Annotated in this window: 16 protein-coding genes; 6 read left to right on the top strand and 10 right to left on the bottom strand. The window is 33.5% G+C overall.

The features are described 5' to 3' along the window. Position 1: 1 nt before the first annotated feature. Positions 2-3,196, top strand: a complete 3,195-nt coding sequence (locus BN52_RS08630) for a carbamoyl phosphate synthase large subunit (RefSeq protein WP_008474152.1) — start codon at positions 2-4, stop codon at positions 3,194-3,196. A 54-nt stretch (positions 3,197-3,250) separates the two neighbouring features. Here BN52_RS08630 and BN52_RS08625 read toward each other — a convergent pair whose 3' ends face one another. Further along, positions 3,251-4,942: an Rqc2 family fibronectin-binding protein gene (locus tag BN52_RS08625; RefSeq protein WP_008474151.1), complete on the bottom strand. Its 1,692-nt coding sequence runs from the start codon at positions 4,940-4,942 to the stop codon at positions 3,251-3,253. A 234-nt stretch (positions 4,943-5,176) separates the two neighbouring features. On the opposite strand from BN52_RS08625, the gene BN52_RS08620 reads away from it, so the two are divergent. Next, entirely contained in the window at positions 5,177-5,590 is a 414-nt protein-coding gene (locus tag BN52_RS08620; RefSeq protein ID WP_008474150.1) for a MarR family transcriptional regulator, read from the top strand. Positions 5,591-5,650: 60 nt separating this feature from the next. Next, positions 5,651-6,526 carry a DegV family protein gene (locus BN52_RS08615; protein WP_008474148.1) on the top strand — a complete coding sequence of 292 codons (876 nt, stop codon included), beginning with the start codon at positions 5,651-5,653 and terminating at the stop codon, positions 6,524-6,526. Positions 6,527-6,733: 207 nt separating this feature from the next. On the opposite strand, the gene xerS is transcribed toward BN52_RS08615, so the two are convergent. Continuing rightward, positions 6,734-7,798, bottom strand: coding sequence for a tyrosine recombinase XerS (gene xerS / locus BN52_RS08610; RefSeq protein WP_008474147.1), 1,065 nt, complete (start codon positions 7,796-7,798; stop codon positions 6,734-6,736). Between the two features lie 917 nt (positions 7,799-8,715). Here xerS and BN52_RS08605 point away from each other — a divergent pair. Both BN52_RS08605 and BN52_RS08600 read left to right on the top strand, forming a co-directional pair. Further along, a complete protein-coding gene (locus BN52_RS08605; protein WP_008474145.1) occupies positions 8,716-8,955 on the top strand; it encodes a TMEM175 family protein in 240 nt (79 codons plus the stop codon). Between the two features lie 788 nt (positions 8,956-9,743). Continuing rightward, a complete protein-coding gene (locus BN52_RS08600; protein ID WP_008474143.1) occupies positions 9,744-10,100 on the top strand; it encodes a helix-turn-helix domain-containing protein in 357 nt (118 codons plus the stop codon). Positions 10,101-10,143: 43 nt separating this feature from the next. On the opposite strand, the gene BN52_RS08595 is transcribed toward BN52_RS08600, so the two are convergent. From BN52_RS08595 to parE, 5 genes are all read right to left on the bottom strand, one after another. Beyond that, the gene (locus BN52_RS08595) at positions 10,144-10,725 is read right to left on the bottom strand and encodes a peptidylprolyl isomerase (RefSeq protein WP_008474142.1); all 582 of its coding nucleotides are present in this window, start codon (positions 10,723-10,725) and stop codon (positions 10,144-10,146) included. 76 nt (positions 10,726-10,801) lie between these two features. Beyond that, a complete protein-coding gene (locus BN52_RS08590; protein ID WP_008474141.1) occupies positions 10,802-11,737 on the bottom strand; it encodes a manganese-dependent inorganic pyrophosphatase in 936 nt (311 codons plus the stop codon). A 24-nt stretch (positions 11,738-11,761) separates the two neighbouring features. After that, positions 11,762-12,718: a LysR family transcriptional regulator gene (locus BN52_RS08585; protein WP_008474140.1), complete on the bottom strand. Its 957-nt coding sequence runs from the start codon at positions 12,716-12,718 to the stop codon at positions 11,762-11,764. 320 nt (positions 12,719-13,038) lie between these two features. After that, positions 13,039-15,513 carry a DNA topoisomerase IV subunit A gene (gene parC, locus BN52_RS08580; RefSeq protein ID WP_008474138.1) on the bottom strand — a complete coding sequence of 825 codons (2,475 nt, stop codon included), beginning with the start codon at positions 15,511-15,513 and terminating at the stop codon, positions 13,039-13,041. Between the two features lie 16 nt (positions 15,514-15,529). Continuing rightward, positions 15,530-17,473, bottom strand: a complete 1,944-nt coding sequence (gene parE, locus BN52_RS08575; protein ID WP_008474137.1) for a DNA topoisomerase IV subunit B — start codon at positions 17,471-17,473, stop codon at positions 15,530-15,532. Positions 17,474-17,559: 86 nt separating this feature from the next. Between parE and plsY the strand changes: the two genes are divergently transcribed. Next, positions 17,560-18,189, top strand: a complete 630-nt coding sequence (plsY, locus tag BN52_RS08570) for a glycerol-3-phosphate 1-O-acyltransferase PlsY (RefSeq protein ID WP_008474136.1) — start codon at positions 17,560-17,562, stop codon at positions 18,187-18,189. 575 nt (positions 18,190-18,764) lie between these two features. Here plsY and BN52_RS08565 read toward each other — a convergent pair. The 3 genes from BN52_RS08565 to hslU form a co-directional block, all read right to left on the bottom strand. Next, a complete protein-coding gene (locus tag BN52_RS08565) occupies positions 18,765-19,655 on the bottom strand; it encodes an aldose 1-epimerase family protein (RefSeq protein WP_008474135.1) in 891 nt (296 codons plus the stop codon). A gap of 89 nt (positions 19,656-19,744) precedes the next feature. Next, positions 19,745-20,296 (bottom strand): GNAT family N-acetyltransferase, encoded by a 552-nt coding sequence (locus BN52_RS08560; RefSeq protein ID WP_008474134.1) that lies wholly within the window; start codon positions 20,294-20,296, stop codon positions 19,745-19,747. Between the two features lie 14 nt (positions 20,297-20,310). Further along, a complete protein-coding gene (gene hslU / locus BN52_RS08555; RefSeq protein WP_008474133.1) occupies positions 20,311-21,705 on the bottom strand; it encodes an ATP-dependent protease ATPase subunit HslU in 1,395 nt (464 codons plus the stop codon). Between the last annotated feature and the right edge of the window lie 14 nt (positions 21,706-21,719).

Here is a 21,719-nt window from a genome sequence, read left to right as displayed (position 1 = left end):
TATGCCATTAGAAAACGATATTGATAAAGTATTAATAATTGGTTCTGGACCAACTCTTGTTGGAAGCGTTGCTGAAATGGACTTACTTGCTAATGATGCGATTGATGCTTTAGTTGAAGAGGGCATCCATGTAGTTTTAGTTAACCCAAACCCAGCAACAGTTTCTACAGATAAAAGAGAAGGCGTGACGGTTTATCTTGAACCGATGACACTTGACTTTTTCAAGCGAATTCTTCGTATGGAAGAACCAGATGCAATAATTACCGCTTTTGGTTCAACTACCAGTTTAAAAGTTGCTAAGAAATTACTTCAGGATGGTATTCTTCAGCAGATGCATATTAGATTGTTAACCCTTAATCATCTTGCTTTAGCAATGGATGATCAAAAACAACGTAATAAGTTTCTATCTGAAATAGGCGTTAACGTAAACTTATCATGGCAACTGAATGATCGTTTACTAGTCAATCAAATTGCTAATCTAGCAAAGCAAGTAAAAGACAGTGTGGTTTTTCCAGTTCAAGTGACCAAATACCATAAGTATGTCCATAATGAGCATTTGCGTTTTGACACCGCTTCTAAGTTACTAGACTATTTTAAAAATGAGCATCAAAATGATGATTTCTCATGGAAAAACTATCATCTTGTAGAAGATCTATCATCTTGGAAAGAGATTACTGTTAACGTAATACGTGATCAACTAGGTAATTTGGTTTTTATAAACTTTATTGATTCACTTGAATCTGTTGGTATTAACTCTGGTGACTCAATAGCAATTATGCCCGCTTTGACACTTAACAATGATCAGGTTCAAGAATTAAGATCTATTTCCAGCAAGATAGTTAATAAACTGGAAATTGTAGGAATAGCCAGCATTCACTTTGCAATTAAGCATCATGGAACACAAATTCAAACTAAAGTTTTGAGCATTAAATCACGATTGACAAGAAGTGCTGCTTGGATTCAAAGATCAGGAATTTATAGTGTAGGCTATGTAGTAGCTAAAATTGCGATTGGTTACCAACTAAGTGAAATAACTGATCCAGCATCTGGGTTATGTGCAGCAATTGAGCCAACTTTAGATACGATTTCTATTAGGGCACCATATTGGTCACTAACCGAGACAGGAACAAACCATTATCATTTAGGAAATTTAATGCAGGCAAGTGGGGAAGCATTGGGTATTGGCCGTAATTTTGAATCAGCATTTCTAAAGGCTTTAGATTCTACAATGAATTCGAATGTAGCTTGGTATGTTCTGCGAACTTCACTTTTTAAAGATAAAGCTCAACTTATCGACGAATTGAAGTCTCCAGATGATCTTCACTTAATAAAGACACTAGCAGCCATTGCCAAAGGAGCAGGGTATGCCGAACTGCAAAATTCTATTCACCTTCATCCAATCTATTATCAAAAGCTAAAACATATTGTTGATCATGCTCGAAAAATCAAATCCGCTACTGAACTTGACGCTAATCTTTTATCACATGCAAAAAGATATGGTTTTACCAACGAAATAATTGCCAATTTAAGAAATGAAACAGTTCAAAAAATCGATCGATTAATTGAAAAATACAATATTAGACCTTCATATATTCAACTTGATGGCTCTGCAGGTTTTCATCGGCCTAATGTTAATGCCTATTATTCAGCTTATGATGTTGAAAATGAACTTGAACCGCTACAAGCTGATAAAAAGATTTTGATAATCGGTATGTTACCACTACAAGTTTCGGTTACTAATGAATTTGATTATATGTTAAGCCACGTAATTAAGACTTTACATAACAATAATTATGCTACTATTTTATTATCAAATAATAGTGAATCAGTTTCTTCAAGATATAAAGATCTTGATCGTGTATATTTTGATCCGATTACAGTTGAAAATATCCTAGCTATTACAAAGAAAGAACATATTAACCAAGTTCTTATCCAATTCTCTGGTAAGAAAGTCAATTCTCTAAGTCAAAAATTGCGTGACCATGGTATTGACATAATCGGTGAAGATTTTGATCCTTTTGTTGGAATTAGCTCGCTAATCAATGAAGAATTAGATGACAATGGGTTTATCAAAAAAGTACCTTCATTAGTTACTACAAACATTGATGATATTATTGAATTTACCGATCGCTTTGGTTTTCCAATTTTAATTGGCGGATTCGATCATAATATAAAGCAAAAATCAGCTGTCGTTTATGATTTACCTGCAGTAAAGAAATACCTACACGAAAATAATCCAGAGAAAATTACCATATCTAGATTTATTGAAGGCCAAAAATATGAGGTAACTGCAATTTCTGATGGTACCAATGTAACTATCCCAGGAATTATTGAACACTTGGAACAAACAGGATCTCATGCTTCAGATTCAATCGCAGTCTTCAGACCACAGAATCTTTCTATTACAGGGCAAAACCGGTTAGCTAACAGTGCAATTACTTTTATCAAAAAACTTCATACCAGAGGCATTTTCAATTTGCACTTTTTAAAAGTAGAAAACAAAATCTTTCTTTTGCAAATTAAGCCTTATGCAGGACACAACGTAGCTTTTTTATCCAAAGCATTAAAAAATGATCTGACTGCTTATACTGTTGAAGTCCTTATTGGCAAATCATTAACCGAACTTAATTGCAAAGAAGAATTATGGCCAACTAATGACTATATCCATGTTAAAATGCCGGTCTTCTCATTTATCAATTATCATAGTGAAAATACCTTTGATTCTAAAATGAAGTCATCTGGATCAGTAATGGGTAGAGATACTCAATTAGCTAAAGCTCTTTACAAAGGATATGAGGCAAGTGACCTTCATATTCCAAGTTACGGAACTATTTTTATTTCTGTTCGAGATGAAGACAAAAATAAAATTATTTCACTTGCAAGACGGTTTGATCGTTTAGGATTTAAATTAATTGCCACAGAAGGAACAGCGAATGTCTTAGCAGAAGCAGGTATAACCACAGGTGTTGTAGAAAAAATCCATCAGGATTCATATAAAATTTTGAACCGAATTAGACGGCACAAAATTAACATGGTAATTAATATTACTAATTTATCTGATACTGCCAGTGATGATGCAATCAGAATTCGAGATCAAGCATTGTTTACTCATATCCCTGTATTTTCAAGTATTGAAACTACTGAACTAATTTTGAATGTATTAGAAGCTTTAGCATTAACTACTCAACCAATTTAAAACAAAAAAACTCAACTACTATGATACATTGGGTATCAATATAGTTGAGTTTTTTTAGTTTATTTTCTTAGCTAAAACATTTTCCTTATTAGGCGTTACTTCGATTGAATTTTGCCCTGTATAAATTACAAAGCCAGGTTTGGCACCATTAGGCTTCTTAACGCGTTTATCAATCACATAATCTACTTGAACATGAGCTGACATTTTAGCCTTAGAAAAGTAAGCAGCAATCTCAGCAGCTTCAACAATATCTTGATCAGTTGGATCATCGCTTGTCAAAATAACGTGCGATCCTGGAATATTCTTTACATGGAACCAATAATCATTTTTATTGGCTTTTTTAAAGGTTAGCCAATCATTTTGATAATTGTTTTTACCTACTAAAACGATTTTCCCGGACGTTAGTCGGAATTTGTTGATGACTTTTTCAGTAATTTTCTTATTCCGTCGATTGTTGGTTTGCTTGTGAATATAGCCTTGACTAGCAAGTTCATCTTTTATTTGATCAATATCTTCTGGATCAGCATTATCTATTGCAGTTTGAATAGAGTCAAAATAATCCAAATTTACTTTTGTAATTTGAATTTGTTCATTAACATGCTTAATCGAATTACGTAATTTCTTGTACTTATTGAAATACTTCTGTGCATTTCTAGTAGGCGATAATGCTTGATCCAATTTTATTGTTATCAAATTATTATTGTCATAATAATTTGGAAGTTTTACTTCTTTCATCCCTGATTTTACCGAGTATAAGTTGGCATTCAAAATCTCACCTCTTATACGGTAACCTTCTGAGTTCTCAGCTTGATCTAGTTGATTCTTTAACTTAATTAGCTTTTTAGATAATTTCTTTTGTTCATTTTTTACAACTTTTTCAATTGCTGCAGATTTTTGTTTTACCCAATCTCGATTTGCTTGATACTCATAAAATTCATCTAAAGCATGATTAATATCAGGATCGACACTCTCTTTTTGAAGATCTAAATGGTAGGGTAGGTAAGTAAAAATCTTTCTTTTATTATTTGGGGTAAGTAAGGTTACCCCTTTGGGACGAGAGAATTGTCCAAAGAATGCTTGCAATGATTCAAATGACAAATCATCTTCCAAATAACCCATTAGTTCAAGCCGATCATCACGATCTAATCCAGAAAACTTTTTAACCAGTTCAGAAACATCAGGTGTTTCTTTAACTAATGTATCAAATACGTCTTTAGTCAATTTAAATGCATTAATCCCTGGATTTAATGGTGGTAATTCATACTTCGCCTTGGGAAGTAACATTCTTGCTCGATTTTCATCAGGATTAATTCTCTTTATCAAATCAATTATATGGTTATCCTGTTGATCATACAGAATCACATTACTATGACGTCCCATTAATTCAACAGATAGTACTAATTGGACTTGATCTCCAAGTTCATTCCTATTACTAAAATGGAAATTTATAATTCGATCAAGTCCAATTTGGTCAATTGACTGTAAAACAGATCCTTCAAGATACTTTCTTAGCACCATGACAAAAGTAGGAGCTTTATCTGGATTTGAAATTGATTGGTTGGTCAAATAGATTCGTGGATATTGAGCATTCACTGATATCAGCAAAGAATAGTTTTTTCTATTTTTCCTAAATACCAAGACTAAGTCATTGCTAAATGGTTGATATATTTTTGATAAACGTCCCTCAAGTAGAGTAGGGGTTAAATCTGTCAATAAACTATGAATAAATAATCCATCAAATGCCATATTATCACCTCGAAATACTTGATTTATTATACCAATAAACACTAATTTTTACACATTTTGCGTTATATGTAAAAAGCGTACTATTTTGCGATAGTACTTTTTACACATATTTTTGTCGATAAGTTTTAGCTTATTTATAATTATAAACTCAGCTTCAGAAAAACCGATACCCATAAAAGTAAATAAAATGATATAATTGCAGTATATTCTTATTCACAGAAAAGGTTTAAACATATGGATGTTTTATCATTTAATACAATTGCTGATTACATCAAAAGAGAAATAAATCACAAATGCGGATTGAATCTTTCACAAACTAGAATATTATTATTCTTCTATACTCATAACAACGAGATTTTAACCATGGGTAATTTAGCCGCAGGATTGAACATTTCTCTATCTACTTTAAGTAGGCAATTGCAACAAGCGAAAACTCAAGAACTCATCACTATCAGACGTTCCGATAGTGATTCAAGCAAAAATGTCTGTCTAAATGATGCAGGAATGGAAAAGGCTACTGAACTAGCTAAAACTCTAGAATTGATAAAACGGGGGCTACTCAATCAAATTAATTCAGATGTATCTTCAATCTTTTTAAAGGAATTACTTAAATTATCTGAATTCACAGAAACATCTGATCAATTATGATAAATAGCTTTTTTATGCTATAATCTGCCTATATAAATTCAATTAGTGAAGGGGCTATTTATGAAGATAGCATTGGTAACAGACAGCACTGCTGGGCTGACAAATGAAGAGATAGAAAAAAATAATATTATTGTGATGCCAATTCCCGTTATCATTGGCGATAAAGAATACTTCGACGGAATTGACATTACTTCAGAAAAGCTATTTCAAACTCAAAGAGAAGGGGCAGCTTTTCCTAAAACTTCTCAACCAAGCATGGGTAAAATGATTGAGCTATATAATCGTTTAATTTCCGAGGGATACGAAGCGATTATAGACATCACGCTATCAGGTGGAATTTCAGGGTACAACGATACGCTTAAAAATATTGCTAAAAATAATCCTGAATATCATCTTTATCCATATGACTCCAAGATGACTGTTCGCTTACAGGGATACTTGGTTTTAGCTGCTGCAAAAATGATCAAATTAGGTTTACAACCCGAAAAGATCATCAAGAAATTAGATGAGATTAGAGATACAATCGATGAGCTTTTCGTTGTTGATGATTTAAACAATTTAAGTCGTGGTGGAAGACTAAGCAATGCAAGTGCTTTTATTGGAACAATGCTTCATATCAAACCTTTGTTAACTTTTAAAGATAGACAAATTGTAGCCTTTGATAAGATTAGATCTATGAAGCGTGCAGTTTCTAAAATTGAAAAGTTAGCATTACAAAGAACTGCAGAACTATCATATAAAGATAAATTGCGATTCTTTGTATTCTATTCTAATGATTTGACTCAAGCAAAAGAAATCGAGTCATTTATTTCAAGCAATTTTCCAGAATTGCCAATTGATGAGGCAGAATTTAGTCCTGTTATAGCAACTCATTTAGGCGAAAAATCTGTTGCTATTGCTTGGATGATCGACATAGATAAAATTGATTTACGATAAAAATAAGAATCTTCTTTCTTACAGATATCACTGATAGAGGGAAGATTCTTATTTTTTCTTTTTGTTTTTTTGTTATTGGCAATAGCAAAAATATTATCTATATTCTTCAGCAGTGAGACTAATAATAAAATTGTTATTTTTATCAATAATATTTTTACTATTATAATATATAACATTTTTGTTATGCATTTTACTATTATATTTTTGTTATTGCTTATCAGATATTTTGTTTAATGCCTGTCGTTGTTTCTTTTGATCAACATGCGTATAAAGATCAGTAGCTGTGGTGCCTTTTTGTCCTAATTGTTGTGCAACTAGGACCTGATCTTTAGTAACTCCATATAATTCAGAAGCAAGCGTATGTCTTAATTTATGTGGAGTCAACGGATGTCCAAATGCTGCAGAATACTTACTTACCATCTTTTCAATAGCACTAGGCGTCATCCGTCTTACTTGGCCATGCCAAATTGTTAAAAATAGTGCCTGGTCTTTTTCAGATGAATTATAGCGCTTATTTCTAATATCCAAATATTGAACAAGATAGTCCAAACTCCATTCAGCAATTGGTACGCTGTCTCTTTGTCCACCTTTGCGAATCACATCTAATGTTGCTTCTTTAAGATTTAAATCTTTCAAATTTACTCCAGCGCATTCTGAAACTCTTATGCCCGTTCCCAAAATCAACGCAATAATTGCTAGATCTCGTTCTTTATTCAATCTAAAAGCCGGTATAGATTGGCGATTTGTAGCTTCTTTTTCATACCTATCTTGTATAAAATTCAAAAAATCAAACTTCCGTTCTCCTGTATACATATGAGATTCCAAAATATGAGCCCGATAATTCAAAGTTTGTGTATTATTCAAAGATTTGATTTTCAACATAACATTATGCTCAAAATACGGTTTGCCATCTTGAGCTTCAGAAGTAATCGTCATATATTTGAAAAATGATCTCATGGCATTAATAGAACGATTAATTGTCGTAGGGGAATTAAGGTGTCCTTGTTGATTTTTACTATGTTGTAAATAATCGATATACAACATCACATCACTTCGTCTTAGATGCTCAAGTGTATGATAATCTAGATCAGCATTCTTTTTAGCTTGATCATAATTTTCGCTACGCAACCAATCAAAAAAGCGCCGTAATTCAGTAAGATATTGATAGGTAGTAGTAAGCGAGTGTTGTGTATTCAAATTATACTTTTTAACAAAATCAGGCATATTTGCGAGTTCTGTTTGAATCAATCTAAGATAACGTTGAGTTTCCATATTTATCCTACTTTCGTCAAAAAATAAACTAAGAAAATTATATCATTTAAGTTCTAATATCAGTGGTTTTGCTTGTATCCTAAAGAGGAAAGAGCTAAAGGCTACTACAAGATAGCAAGTCAAGAATCTAATACTAAAGCAGAGAATAGGACATAGGCAAAACACATTATATAGAAAAGAAATTTACTATTAAATATGTATTGCATAGTATGACAGCAATCTTTACTTTCAACTTGTTTATCTAGATGCTTGGATAATTTCAATCAATACTATTATGATCATATTATCGTCATAACAAAATTTAGCACAATACTCTATAGTTTTAAAAAAAATATGCTTTCATTAAAATTATAGTTTTAATGAAAGCATAAAAACGAGATCGATTATTCAGCAACAAATTATTTCATATCCTTGATATTTATAATCCAATTCTACATTACAAGCATTATCGTTAATACAATCGATAATTCCATTATTGATCATACTACTAACAACTAATAACTTTTGAATCTCATAACAACAATTTAACAACTACAACTTACAACTAATCACTAAAATTGATTTAGATTGCCACAGAATTGCGATCTCAGCATCAGCAAAAGAATTATCATACGGAGGAGTTTTGGCATTTTAAAATGAATAAGCACATTCAAGCGCAACTCAGTTATTCATATAATTATTTGTTAGATTTTAAAAACAAACATAAGTTTGTTAATTAAATCAATTCGTAATAAGTCATCTCAATATTGATAATTTGCTACCTCTCTTCATTATTTTCGCTTTACTTTACATAATATATATTATACGAAGTTGTATCTGAGCTTTCTCCTATCTCTTTAAAATTGTAATGATCACTAGTTCATGCTACATTATTATTGATTATTGGTTTAATAATAAAAAGTTAGGAGTGTTTCAAATTGATAAATAAAAGTCGACTTGAAGCTTTGAGTGATGCCATAATTGCTATTTTAATGACCATCATGGCCTTACAAATTGAAGTACCTACAGGTATTAAATTGAGTAGTCTAAAGAATCCAATCATCTATTTTATCGCGTATATCGTTAGCTTTACTATTGCAATGGCTTTTTGGTACAACTATCATTGCTTATTCGCTAAAGTAACCAATATTTCTAAACGGGTTTTTTGGCTAATGTGATTTGGCTAATTATGATGAGTCTGTTTCCTATGGCTACTGGATGGATCAGTAAATATCCATTTGCTACTTTACCTCAAATTTTTTACATTTCAGTTTATATTCTTTGGTGTTTGTCATATTATGCATTACAGTTTTTCTTACTTATTGATAACAATGTTAATCTGAATGATAAAGAATTCAATGTAGTTCGATTACATGCTAAACTAGATATCATTCTTCTTATTTTAGCAATTGCTGCTACTTTCTTTTTACCTATATTGGCAATAATAATTGTTATTATCCAGATAATCACTTGGATGGTCTACACAGATTAAGTCTCATGATCTAAGTCATGAGACTTGTTTGTTTTATTAATGCTATCTTAGTATTACAATTTTTACAAAATTTTCACAAAGCAATTACTCAAACAATTGCAATATAATAGCGCTTTATTTTATAGGTATTTACCATTTAGTTTAATTTCTTCGATTATTAATACAAAATATTTTCCTAATAATAAGAAATGTTCTAAAATATATTCAACTGAAGAAATAAATACATAGAATGCAATTGTTCCTTCTCTATCCACAATATCTTGACATTGTGTCATTTATACATGGATAAAAAACTATGAGCAGATATTTAACCATCTTATTTCCCAGCGTAAAATATATCTTTTTTATATGTTTTAATAGATATATTTATATAATAAAAGAATAAATTTATTAACATAATTGGTTAAATTAAGCTTTATTTTTATATAATATATATATCGTATATTTAGTTTAAGTGAAAGGGTCGAGTACTTCATGACTATAAATTTGGGAGCTGAGATTTCGCGTCGTCGGCGCGAACAAAAGTTAACTCAGGAAGATCTAGCTGAATTAAGTGATCTTTCTGTTAACTTTATTTCTCGTTTAGAAAGAACTAAGGATCAAAATATCAGTATTCAAAAGTTAGATTCAATTGCACGTGCTTTGAATACAACTACTCCTGATATTATTAATAATGCTTACCGTTCGAAACCTGTTAAAAGCAGTGAGGTTTCTTTGGACAGTACACCTGTTTTCGTTAAGAAAGTAGCTAATGAATTAAGGAAGCTTCCTAAAGACAAAGCTGAAAGAATGTGTAAAGCCTTTATCATTTTGTTGAAAGAAGTCAATTAAAACTAAAAGACGCAAGTGCATTTTGAACTTGCGTCTTTTTTAGTTATTCGGTAATTTCAATTGCTGAAATAGTTATCGGATCAGTTGGACGATCCATCTTATCTTTTTTACTTTTAGCAATTGCATCTACTACTTCCATTCCATTGATAACCTGACCAAACACAGTATGTCTTCCATCAAGCCATGGAGTCCCACCCTGCTTATATGCAGTAATTATTGCTTTAGGATAGCCTGCTGGCTCCATTTGTTTAATGTAGCGTTTAGGCATATTCTTATTTTGAACAATAAAGAACTGGCTACCATTAGTGTTTGGACCAGAGTTAGCCATTGAGAGTGCACCTCGTATATTGAAAAGGTTTCTAGAGAATTCGTCTTCAAAGGGATGTCCCCAGATACTTTCTCCACCAGTTCCATCACCTTTAGGATCTCCACCTTGAATCATGAAATCACTAATTACGCGGTGAAAAGTAGTATCTTCATAATATCCCTTTTGTGCTAAACGAACAAAATTTTCAACTGTCATAGGTGCTTCTTCAGGGAATAATTGTATCTCTATATCACCTTTATTGGTCTTAATAAGAGCCTTTGGACCCTTGACATTTTTTAAATCTAATTGTGGTAACAATAAAATCCGCTCCTCATTTAATATTTTTCGACAAAAAAGGCGACTATAGAATCAGAATAGTCGTCTTCTTTAATTCTTAGTTTTCAAAAGCTTCAGTTAATGGTGGCACAACTTGCTTCTTTCTTGAAACAACGCCAGGTAATGCTACTGATGAATCAGTCAATGTAGCATTAAATGCTTTTTCAAACAATTTCTTAGTTTCATCAGTACCAACAACAATTGCTTGAGAATCTGAATCTAAGATGTTAGTAATTAAAAGCATGAACATATCATAGCCATTTTCCTTAGAAGCAGCTTCCATGGTTGAAATAAACGCTGCCTTTCTTTCCATGGCTTCTGGAAGATCTACAACATTAACTTGAGCAACACGAACATTGTGACCATTTAATTCAAAACTCTTAGCATCTAAGTCGATTAATTCTTCTTCAGATTTTGAAGCAATGTTAGTACCAGCTTTAAGCATAGCCAAGCCATATTCTTGGTAATCAATACCAGCAATCTTTGCCAAATCTTCAATAGCTGCTTTATCAAAATCAGTAGAAGTTGGTGACTTCAACAACAATGTATCTGAAATGATAGCGGACAACATAATTCCCGCAATGTTTTGAGGAATTTCAACTTTGTTCTCCTTGAACATCTTCCAAACAACAGTTGAAGTACATCCTACTGGTTCTGCACGATAGAATAATGGATTAGCGGTATTGAAATTCATTATTCTGTGGTGATCAACTACGTGGGTAACCTTAACCTTATCGATGTCAGAAACACTTTGTTGAGGTTCGTTGTGGTCCACAAGCATTACTGCATTTACCTTGTCAGCTGCAGTAGTGATTACCGTAGGAGCTTCAAAGCCAAATTTTTTCAATGCATAAGCAGTTTCATCATTAGGTTCACCTAATGCAACTGGTTCTGTATTGTAACCTAATTTATTTTGTAAATATGAATAAGCGATAGCAGTGCCAATGGCATCAGTATCTGGATTTTGATGACCAAAAACAAATTCTTTTTCCATTAAATCTCTTCTCCAATACTAAAATTAATGTTTCTCTTCTAGTCTACTAGAATAATCCTTTTTATCCAAGAATTTATTCCACTCAGTCAGAATATTTTTTATTCTTGGAATTTCTAATTTTCCTTTTCTATATATTATTGAAATGTAGAATTGTTTTGTTTTCTTTAGATAGATTGGTGTTAGTTTGATATTTTGTTTATTATTTTCATAATATGATTTGGTAACAAACGTATCATAACCAGTTTTAGTAGCTAAATCAACTAATTGAGCTGTTGTTGGTAAAAACATCTTAATATCAAGTTGATTTCGTTGACCAAAACTCTCTTTCATGATTTGAGTTAAGTAGAAACTTTCAGGATAAGTTACCCACTTTCTAGTTAAAAATCTTGAAACTGGGTATTCATCTTCCGACTCTAAATTCTTCTTGTGTGTAAGAATTACCACTTGATCATCATAAAGAGCTTTATGCTCGTATTGATTGTGAAGATTGATCTCATCCTTTTTAGTAGTATCTGGAAGATACATTATCGCTAAGTCAATTTCATTTGAATCGAGTTTCCGCCATAATTCTTCACGTTCATAAGTGTCAACGTTTAAAACAATCTTGGAATATTTTTTATTAAAAGAAATCAGAAAATCTTCTAGAACTTCCAAATCTAATGTCTTCAATATCCCGATGGTAATAGTACCCTTATCTAATTGAGTAAATTCTTGAATATCATCAACTACTGAGTTGATTGTATTAAGTAACTCAACAGCCGCTGACTTCATCTCATTTCCAGCTTCAGTAAGATATAACTTTTTCCCAATTTGACCAAATAAAGGAGCTCCAATTGCTTTCTCTAATTTCTTGATTTGTTGAGTTAAAGCTGGCTGGGTAATCCCCAAGATTTGTGCGGCTTGCGTGTAATTCATGGTATCAATCAGCTGTAAAAAATAGCGTAAAGATTTAGCTGATAGTATCGTATCACTTTTAGGCATAATTTTGCCTCTTTCTAAGTAAATAATTATTAATCAATAAGCCTACAACTCCATTGTCTACCCTAACTCGTCAGCTGTCAAAATATTAACACTTTTATCGCAAAAAAAGCCCAGCAAATTTAATCTGGCTGAGAATTTTGTACAAGGATAATCTTTACTCTAAATAATACAAAAATCATTAATCAAGATGAACTATAAGCAATAACGACATACCGTTTACATCCCTAAAAGATAAGCAATAAATTGTTGTATCAAAACAGTTAATAAAAATCCTGCTGATGGTCTGCGAAATCTCATCAACAGGATTCTATTAATTGATATTAAAACAAACTTTTGCTATCACCATTAGCTACTGGTTTACCTAAAATCATTGCTACCGGTGTACCGTCAACTGTTGTATCTACAATAAATGAACCATTTGAATAACGATCATTTACTGGGAAGTCAAGCGTATTAACTTCTAACTTGCGATCGCTTGAGGTCATTATCTTCAAGAGATGATCTTGACCATATAATTGAATTGCAGCAATCCTATGAGGATTATTTTTCAATTCACGAAGTACTAAAACTCCGCGTTTGGCACGTGATACTTTATTTATAATATCGAGCTGCATTTGCTTAAATGCTCCACGATTAGTAATAATCCCTACTCGTAATAAGTCAAGATAAGCAGGATCAGCTAAAACGTAAGCGACAATATTATCATCATCTTTGAGATTTACTGACTTCACACCTGCTGCTTTAGCTCCAGATTCTGGAACTTCTGCTAAATCAAACCGAACAGCATATGCTTTTTGCGTAAAGAGCATAATTTCCTGCTTACTATCTACGCTAGTTAAATCAACTCTAACAACAGTACTATTATCGTTTTTCAACTTAATTGCTGACATAGCTCGTGAACGATACGTTCTTGTAGGCTGGATATTACTCAAGTTTAAACGCTTAATGTAGCCATCATTAGTAGCTAAAACAAATGTCAAATCATCCCGTTCAAAATCAGGAATTTCAAACACGCGGATTATCTGTTCATCTGCTGCCAAGCCAATCTCTTGTGAAAGGTGCTGACCGGTTTCTTTCCACTTAGTATCGATTAATTCATGAACTGGACGATAAATCAGATTTCCTTTATTAGTGAACAAATATAAGTTAGCTAAGGTCGATATATCTTTTTCAAAGATAACCTGATCACGTTTAGGCAATCCGTTGTCATCATCGCTAGTAGATTGATAGGATCGTAATGATGAACGCTTAAGATAACCGTCCCTACTAATCAATACTCTTACCTGCTCATCTGCAACCAAGGCTTTCTCATCGATTTCGATCTTTGCAGTTTGATCAGAAATCTCTGTTCTTCTTGGATTGCTAAAATCCTTCTTAACCTGACGCAATTCCTTGATAATTTCTTTATCCAAGGTACTTTCATCAGTAAGTATCTTTCGATATTCAAGTACTTTCTTATTTAGATCAGTTTGTTCTTTAACCAATGCTTCCACGTCGGTATTGGTTAAACGATATAATTGCAAGGATACAATAGCTTCAGCCTGTCTAGGACTGAAATCATATTCTTTAACCAAATTGTCTTTAGCATCAGCCTTATTCTTGGAAGCACGAATAGTCTTAATTACTTGATCCAAAATATCCATAACATGGATCAAGCCTTCAATAATCTCTAAACGATCTTCAGCCTTTTTTAAATCATATTGTGTTCGTTTAGTTACTACTTCTTTATCATGTTCAAGATATGAGCTAAGAATTCTCTTAAGTCCTACTTGAACAGGAGTCATATGGTCAATGGCAACCATATTGAAATTATAGGATACTTGTAGATCTGTATTCTTAAATAAGTAGTTTAATATATTTTCGGCATCAGCATCTTTTTTAAGTTCGATTACAATAGATAAGCCATGACGGTCAGTCTCATCCCTTACCTCGGATATCCCATCTATTTCCTTATTAAGACGTATTTCATCGATTTTCTTAACTAAAAGTGCTTTGTTGACGTCAAATGGGATCTCAGTGACTACGATTTGTTGGCGATGTCCACGAATTTCTTGAATCGTTGATTTAGCTCTAACTTGAATCCGTCCACGACCAGTCTCATAGGCTTCTTTAATTCCTTTTGTGCCCATAACTATAGCACCTGTTGGAAAATCAGGTCCTTTAACGTATTCCATTAAATCATCTAGGGATGCATCTGGATGATTTAAAAGATAAATCGTAGCATCAATAACCTCTTCAAGATTATGTGGTGGAATTTCGGTTGCATATCCAGCAGAAATCCCTGTTGAACCATTAATCAACAAATTAGGAAATTTTGCTGGCAAAACTGTTGGTTCATATTCAGTATCGTCGAAATTCAATACCATATTAACAGTTTCTTTATCAATGTCCTGGAGTAACAAATTTGAGATTTTGGCTAAGCGTGATTCAGTATAACGCATTGCTGCTGGACCATCGCCATCCATAGAACCATTGTTACCATGCATTTCTACCAATGGTTCACGCATCTTCCAATCTTGAGAAAGGTGAACTAAAGCTCCGTAAATTGAACTATCCCCATGTGGGTGATAATTACCCATAATATTACCTACAGCCTTAGCGGCTTTCTTAAAGGCTTTATCATAAGTATTATTGTCTTTGTACATTGCATACAAAATTCTTCGTTGAACGGGCTTTAATCCATCTCTGATATCTGGAAGAGCTCTTTCTTGAATAATATACTTTGAATATCTTCCGAAACGCTCACCCATTACTTGTTCGAGTGACATCTCGCGAATTCTTTCTTTTAATGACATTATTTAAAACCCTTCCTTATTCTTCTGAGTCAAGAAGTGATCCTTCTTCACCCATTCTGAATTTTACATTCTCTTCGATCCATTTTCTTCTAGCTTCAACTTTATCTCCCATAAGGGTAGTTACTCTTCTTTCAGCTAAAGCAGCGTCATCAATCGTAACTCTAATCAACATTCTAGATTCAGGATTCATGGTCGTTTGCCAAAGCTGTTCAGCATTCATTTCACCAAGTCCTTTGAATCTTTGCAACGAGTAGCCTTTACCCATCTGCTTCTGTGCCTGAGCTAATTCCTCATCTGTCCAAGCATATTCGATTTGGGTTGTTTTTCCACGACCTTTTTGCAAGCGATACAAAGGTGGTAAAGCAATATAGATCTTTCCTGCTTCAATCATCGGTTTCATATAGCGATAGAAAAATGTCAACAACAGGATCTGAATGTGCGCACCATCATCATCGGCATCTGTCATAATGATAACTTTATCATAGTTGGAATCAGCTACATTAAAGTCTGTTCCCACACCGGCGCCAATCGTATAAATCATCGTATTAATCTCTTCGTTCTTGAAAATATCTTGTAGTTTCGCTTTTTGGGTATTTAACACCTTACCTCGAAGCGGCAAAATAGCTTGGAACTTTCGATCGCGCCCTTGCTTAGCTGAACCACCAGCAGAATCACCTTCGACTAAGAATAGTTCATTTTTCTTAGCATCCCTTGATTGAGCCGGGGTTAACTTGCCTGATAAAACCTCTTTCTTTCGTTTTTTCTTACCATTACGACTCTCGTCTCTAGCCTTTTTAGCAGCTTCACGGGCATCTCTAGCTCGTTGTGCTTTTTTAACCAATTCTTGAGCTAATTCGCCATTCTCCATGAGATAATACGACATCTTCTCATAGACCAAAGCATCTACTGCAGACCGAGCTTGAGGCGTACCTAATTTACCTTTGGTCTGACCTTCAAATTCAAGCAATTCTTCAGGTATCTTAATCGAGAGCACCGCACTTAGGCCTTCACGATAATCAGACCCATCAATTGTTTTGTCCTTTTTCCCCAACAGTCCTTGTTTCTTGGCATAATCATTAAATGCTCTCGTAAAACCGGAACGAGCACCAGTCTCATGACTACCACCATCTGAGGTACGAACGTTATTAACGAAAGAAACCAAATTTTCGGAATAGCCATCGCTGTATTGACCACTAAATTCAATTTCCATTCCGTCTTGCTTACCTTCAAAGTAGAAAATATCACTAATCGTACCTTTCCCCTCATTTAAGTAAGCTACAAAGGACTTAATACCATCATCATACTTAAAAGTATCATGATGTTCCGGTTCTCTTTCATCAGTTAAGTTAAATTCAACACCCTTAAGCAAAAAGGCTGATTCCCGTATTCTTTCTTGAATGGTTTCATATTTATACTTAGTCGTAGAAAAAATGGTTGCATCTGGCTTAAAGGTGATTGTTGTACCGGTTTTATCTTTAGTAGGGCCAACATACTTCAATGTACCAATGGGATGACCGCCATTTTCAAATTCTTCCTCGTAAGCTTTGCCATCACGAACTACTCTTACCTTCATATAACTTGATAGAGCGTTAACTACTGAAGATCCAACGCCATGAAGCCCACCAGAAGTCTTATAGTTCTGTTCAGTAAATTTTCCACCTGCATGAAGAACTGTCAAAATAACTTCAATTGTTGGTTTCCCTGACTTGTGTATCCCTGTAGGCATTCCACGTCCAAAATCACGTACAGTGATACTGTTATCTTTATGAATAGTAACATCGATTTCAGTCCCGAATCCTGCCATTGCCTCATCAACAGAATTATCTACGATTTCATAAACAAGTTGATTCAAGCCATGAATATCAGTAGATCCAATGTACATACCTGGACGTTTTCTTACGGCTTCAAGACCATGTAAGATTTGAATCGATGAATCGTCATAAGTATTAGCTTTAGCCACCTAATTACCTCCAATTATTTTTACAACTCCATGTATTTACAAGTAGTTTTTTGCTAAAATAGCGAATAGATTAGGAGTTGTTAATTATGACTGCATTTAAAATTGCATCGCTACTTATTTTAGCATATTTGTTAGGATCATTTCCTACGGGTGTGATCGTAGGTAAGACTTTTTTCCAGCGCGATATTCGCGACTATGGATCTGGCAACATTGGGACTACTAATACCTTTAGAGTTTTAGGTCCCCGAGCAGGAGTCTTCGTATTTTTAATTGATTTTTTTAAAGGTACAATTGCTACTTTACTACCAGTATTCTTTAAATTAGGACCTCATTGGCTATGCCTAATCTTCGGCTTAGCTGCTATTCTCGGACATGCCTTTTCGATCTTTTTAAAATTTAAAGGTGGAAAAGCTGTTGCTACTTCCGCAGGTTTTCTTTTAGGGTACAATTTGCAATTCTTTGGTATTTGCACCCTGATCTTTTTCCCACTTCTATTTTTAACTAGCATGGTTTCATTAACTAGTTTAATAGCGGTTGTTTTGATCTTTATTGCCTCCCTATTTTTTAAAGATTTAGCATTAAGCATCATGGCAGGCACTTTGATTATTCTTATTTATTGGAGCCATCGCAGCAATATTAAAAGAATTATATCCGGAAAAGAAAACATGGTGCCTTTCGGTATTTATTACTGGTACAAAACCAAACATCAGAAATAATCCAAACAAATAGAACCAGCAAGCTCGATACTTGTTGGTTTTTTATAATCATAATTAATCTCAATATTGATTAACCTAAGATACCTAAATTTGATTATAAAGCTAAAAATTAAAAAATTGAACGACAAAAATATAATAGTTGATGCATTATTATCGGTCAATTAATTATATTAATCAATGAAGATATATTTATCGATACTTCTAAGCGACTTAATACAATTTATCTCATTAGATAAATTAATACCTACTATATTTGTTGCCTTAAATTTTAGTTGACCATCTTATTTTTTACATATGCAAACACACATGATATCATGATAGTGAAAGCTAGTTATAGTGATTTGTCATAATTTTATTTTTATATGGGGCGATTATTATGGCTAAAATGTATTCATTTATTAACAAATATTAGAAAGTTTTCCTGTATGGCGTTTTAACCGGTCTAGTACTATTTTTTATTAGTAGGATGATTTTTTAACTGCTACAAATGGCATTATTTAGATGTAATTACCTATTAACTAGCTCAGCTAAAAAGACATTAGCTATCAAAACCAATGTCTTTTTGCTTACTATTACTATTCATTTTCCGAATGGAATACCATGCTAAATCCTGCATTGAATTCTTTTTTTGGAGCTAGATGATTCATCCCAAATTTATTTTCCAAGCTACCATCTGTATCTGATCTGTCTGCGATTCCCCACCATGGTTCAATACATACATAATCAGCAACTTTAGGATATTGTGACCAAATTCCAACAAATGGTGCATCTCGTGTCCAAACATTTACATGATAACCACTAGTTTCAGTTCTCAAGGATACTTTGTTATCATGACCCTTTAAGACATAGATCAATGCATCATCCTTAAACAATTCGTCACTTAATTCTATCATTGTATCAGTCGAGCCTAATGAACGCTTATCCCAGTCAAGATAAGCACCATTCAAAGGAATTCTTACTCTAGATTGTGAAGGCTTAAAAGTAAAGAAGTAATCATTCTTATGAACTTCTTCATTTGCAGGCAAATTAAATCCAGGATGACCACCAATACCAAAAATCATTTCTTCATCAGACTTATTAGTTACTGAGAAATTTTCTTCCAGCAGGTTGTTCATTAAATTATAGGTTACCCGTAATTCAAAGCTGAATGGGTAGATCTTTCTTGTCTCTTCAGAATCCTTAAGCAAAAAAGTGATGCTCTCGTCTGATTGACGTTCAACCTCAAATTCTTGATCACGAGCAAAACCATGTTGTCCTAGATGATAAGTATTACCTTTATATGTATATTGATCGTTCTTCAAACGGCCAACAATTGGAAAGAGGATTGGAGAATGTCGATTCCAAACTTCGGGATCAGCTTGCCAAATATATTCATAGTCGGTATGGCTACCCTTGACACTCTGAATTTCTGCCCCTTTGCTAGAAATTGTGACTGTCAAAATATTATTTTTAATTGTATAGTTCATCTTTATACGTCCTCTACATAAGCATTTTTAACTCTTCATGTTAATTGTATCACAATCTCTTTAAAAGTAATCTATTTATTCGGAGAGTCTTATAATTTTCCCTGCCATTCTGATTTCAACAATGAATATATGTTCATATCAAGAAAACTACCATCATTACTCTTTTCAACTGATCGTAAAGTACCTTCGAAAGTAAATCCGGTTCTTTGAGCTACTTTATTTGAAGGAAGATTGCGTGGAGCCGCCTTAATAACTAAACGCTGAACCTGATATTCTTGAAAAGCTAGAGTCGTAATTACCCTTACGGCTCTAGTCATAATACCTTTTCCTGTGGCACTTTGCTTTAAAAAATAGCCAATTTCCGCCTTTTGCTGGAAAATCATATCTTTCAATGATATTTTGCCAACTAGTTCATCATGGTCATAAATCAAAAAATTAGCAGCTTTGCCTTTTGCAAATTCATTAGCACCATATGCCATAAACTGTTTAAGATCAGCTAAAGTTTCATTTTCAGCCCATGGTAACCATTGACTCAGAAAAGACCTGTTTTCATCAATTAGCTCATATAATTTTTCTGCGTCTATCAATGGATTTTCTAAAGCAAGAAAAAGGCCATTTTCACAAGGAATGCCAATTTTCATAATTATTGCCTCGATTACAAAATAAACTTAGTTAAGTCTTTATTGGTAATGATATTTTTTAGTTTTTCATCCACATAGGCTTCAGTAATGGTTATTTCTCCTATTTCCATGTCTGGACCTTCAAAAAGTACATCTTCCAACAATTTTTCAAGAATTGTAGAAAGTCTTCTTGCACCGATATTATCTGTTCCTTGGTTAACATCAAATGCAATTTCAGCAATTCTTTCGACAGCTTCTTGAGTAAAGACAAGTTTGATTCCATCAGCCTTTAATAACGCAATATATTGCTTCAATAACGAATTTTCTGGATCCTTCAAGATTCGAACAAAATCATCTTTAGACAAGGCATTCAATTCAACTCGAATTGGGAAACGACCTTGTAATTCAGGAATTAGATCGCTCGGCTTACTTTCGGCGAATGCTCCGGCTGCAATAAATAAAATATGATCAGTTGAAACTGGACCATACTTAGTTTGTACCGTAGATCCTTCAACAATTGGAAGAATATCTCTTTGTACGCCTTCGCGAGATACTTCACCAGAGTTTTTTTGAGCACCAGCAACAATCTTATCAATTTCATCGATAAAGATTATTCCATTGTTAGTTGTACGAGTAATGGCTTTTTGATATAAAGCATCATAATCAACTAGCTTATGAGATTCTTCTTGAATCAAAACTTCTCGAGCTTCTTTTACTGGTAAAGTTCGCTTGATCTTCTTTTTAGGCATTAAGTCACTCATCATCCAGCTAACATCAATTCCCATTCCCATCATGTCACCCATTGGATTTACACGAGGAGCTTGTTCTACTTCAATGGTTACTTCCTTATTCTCGAGTAGACCTTGCTTTAATTTTTCAGCAACATCTAAGCGCTTTTCCCTTATTTCATCAGTCACGTTTTCTTCTTCAGTATCACGATTTCCGGATTCCATAGTTCTGAGCATTGACATCATATCCATCAATCCATTCATCGAATCGCGATTTTCAGTCTTTGCCACTGGTACCAGTAATCTGACAAGTTCCTTATTTACTTCTTTCTCAGCTTTTCCTCTAATTTGGCTAAATTGATCCTGTTCTTCCATACGAACAGCTTCCGTTACCAAATCTCTCACCATCGACTCTACGTCACGACCAACATAGCCTACTTCCGTAAATTTAGTAGCCTCAACCTTTACAAATGGAGCATCAACAATACTTGCTAATCTTCTAGCAATTTCAGTTTTACCAACTCCTGTAGGACCTGCCATCAATAAATTCTTGGGCGTCACTTCTTTTTGCATATCCTTAGATAATTGCATTCTGCGGTAGCGATTATAAAGAGCAACCGCCACTGCCTTTTTAGCCTCATCTTGGCCAATAATATATTGATTTAAGATATCAACAATTTTTCTTGGGGTTTTAATTGTCATAATATAGCTTAATT

Source organism: Lactobacillus gigeriorum DSM 23908 = CRBIP 24.85 (assembly GCF_000296855.1).
GTDB classification, from domain to species: Bacteria; Bacillota; Bacilli; order Lactobacillales; family Lactobacillaceae; genus Lactobacillus; species Lactobacillus gigeriorum.
The sequence above is the reverse complement of the archived record's forward strand: the minus strand, read 5'-3'. Positions and strand labels throughout refer to the sequence as shown.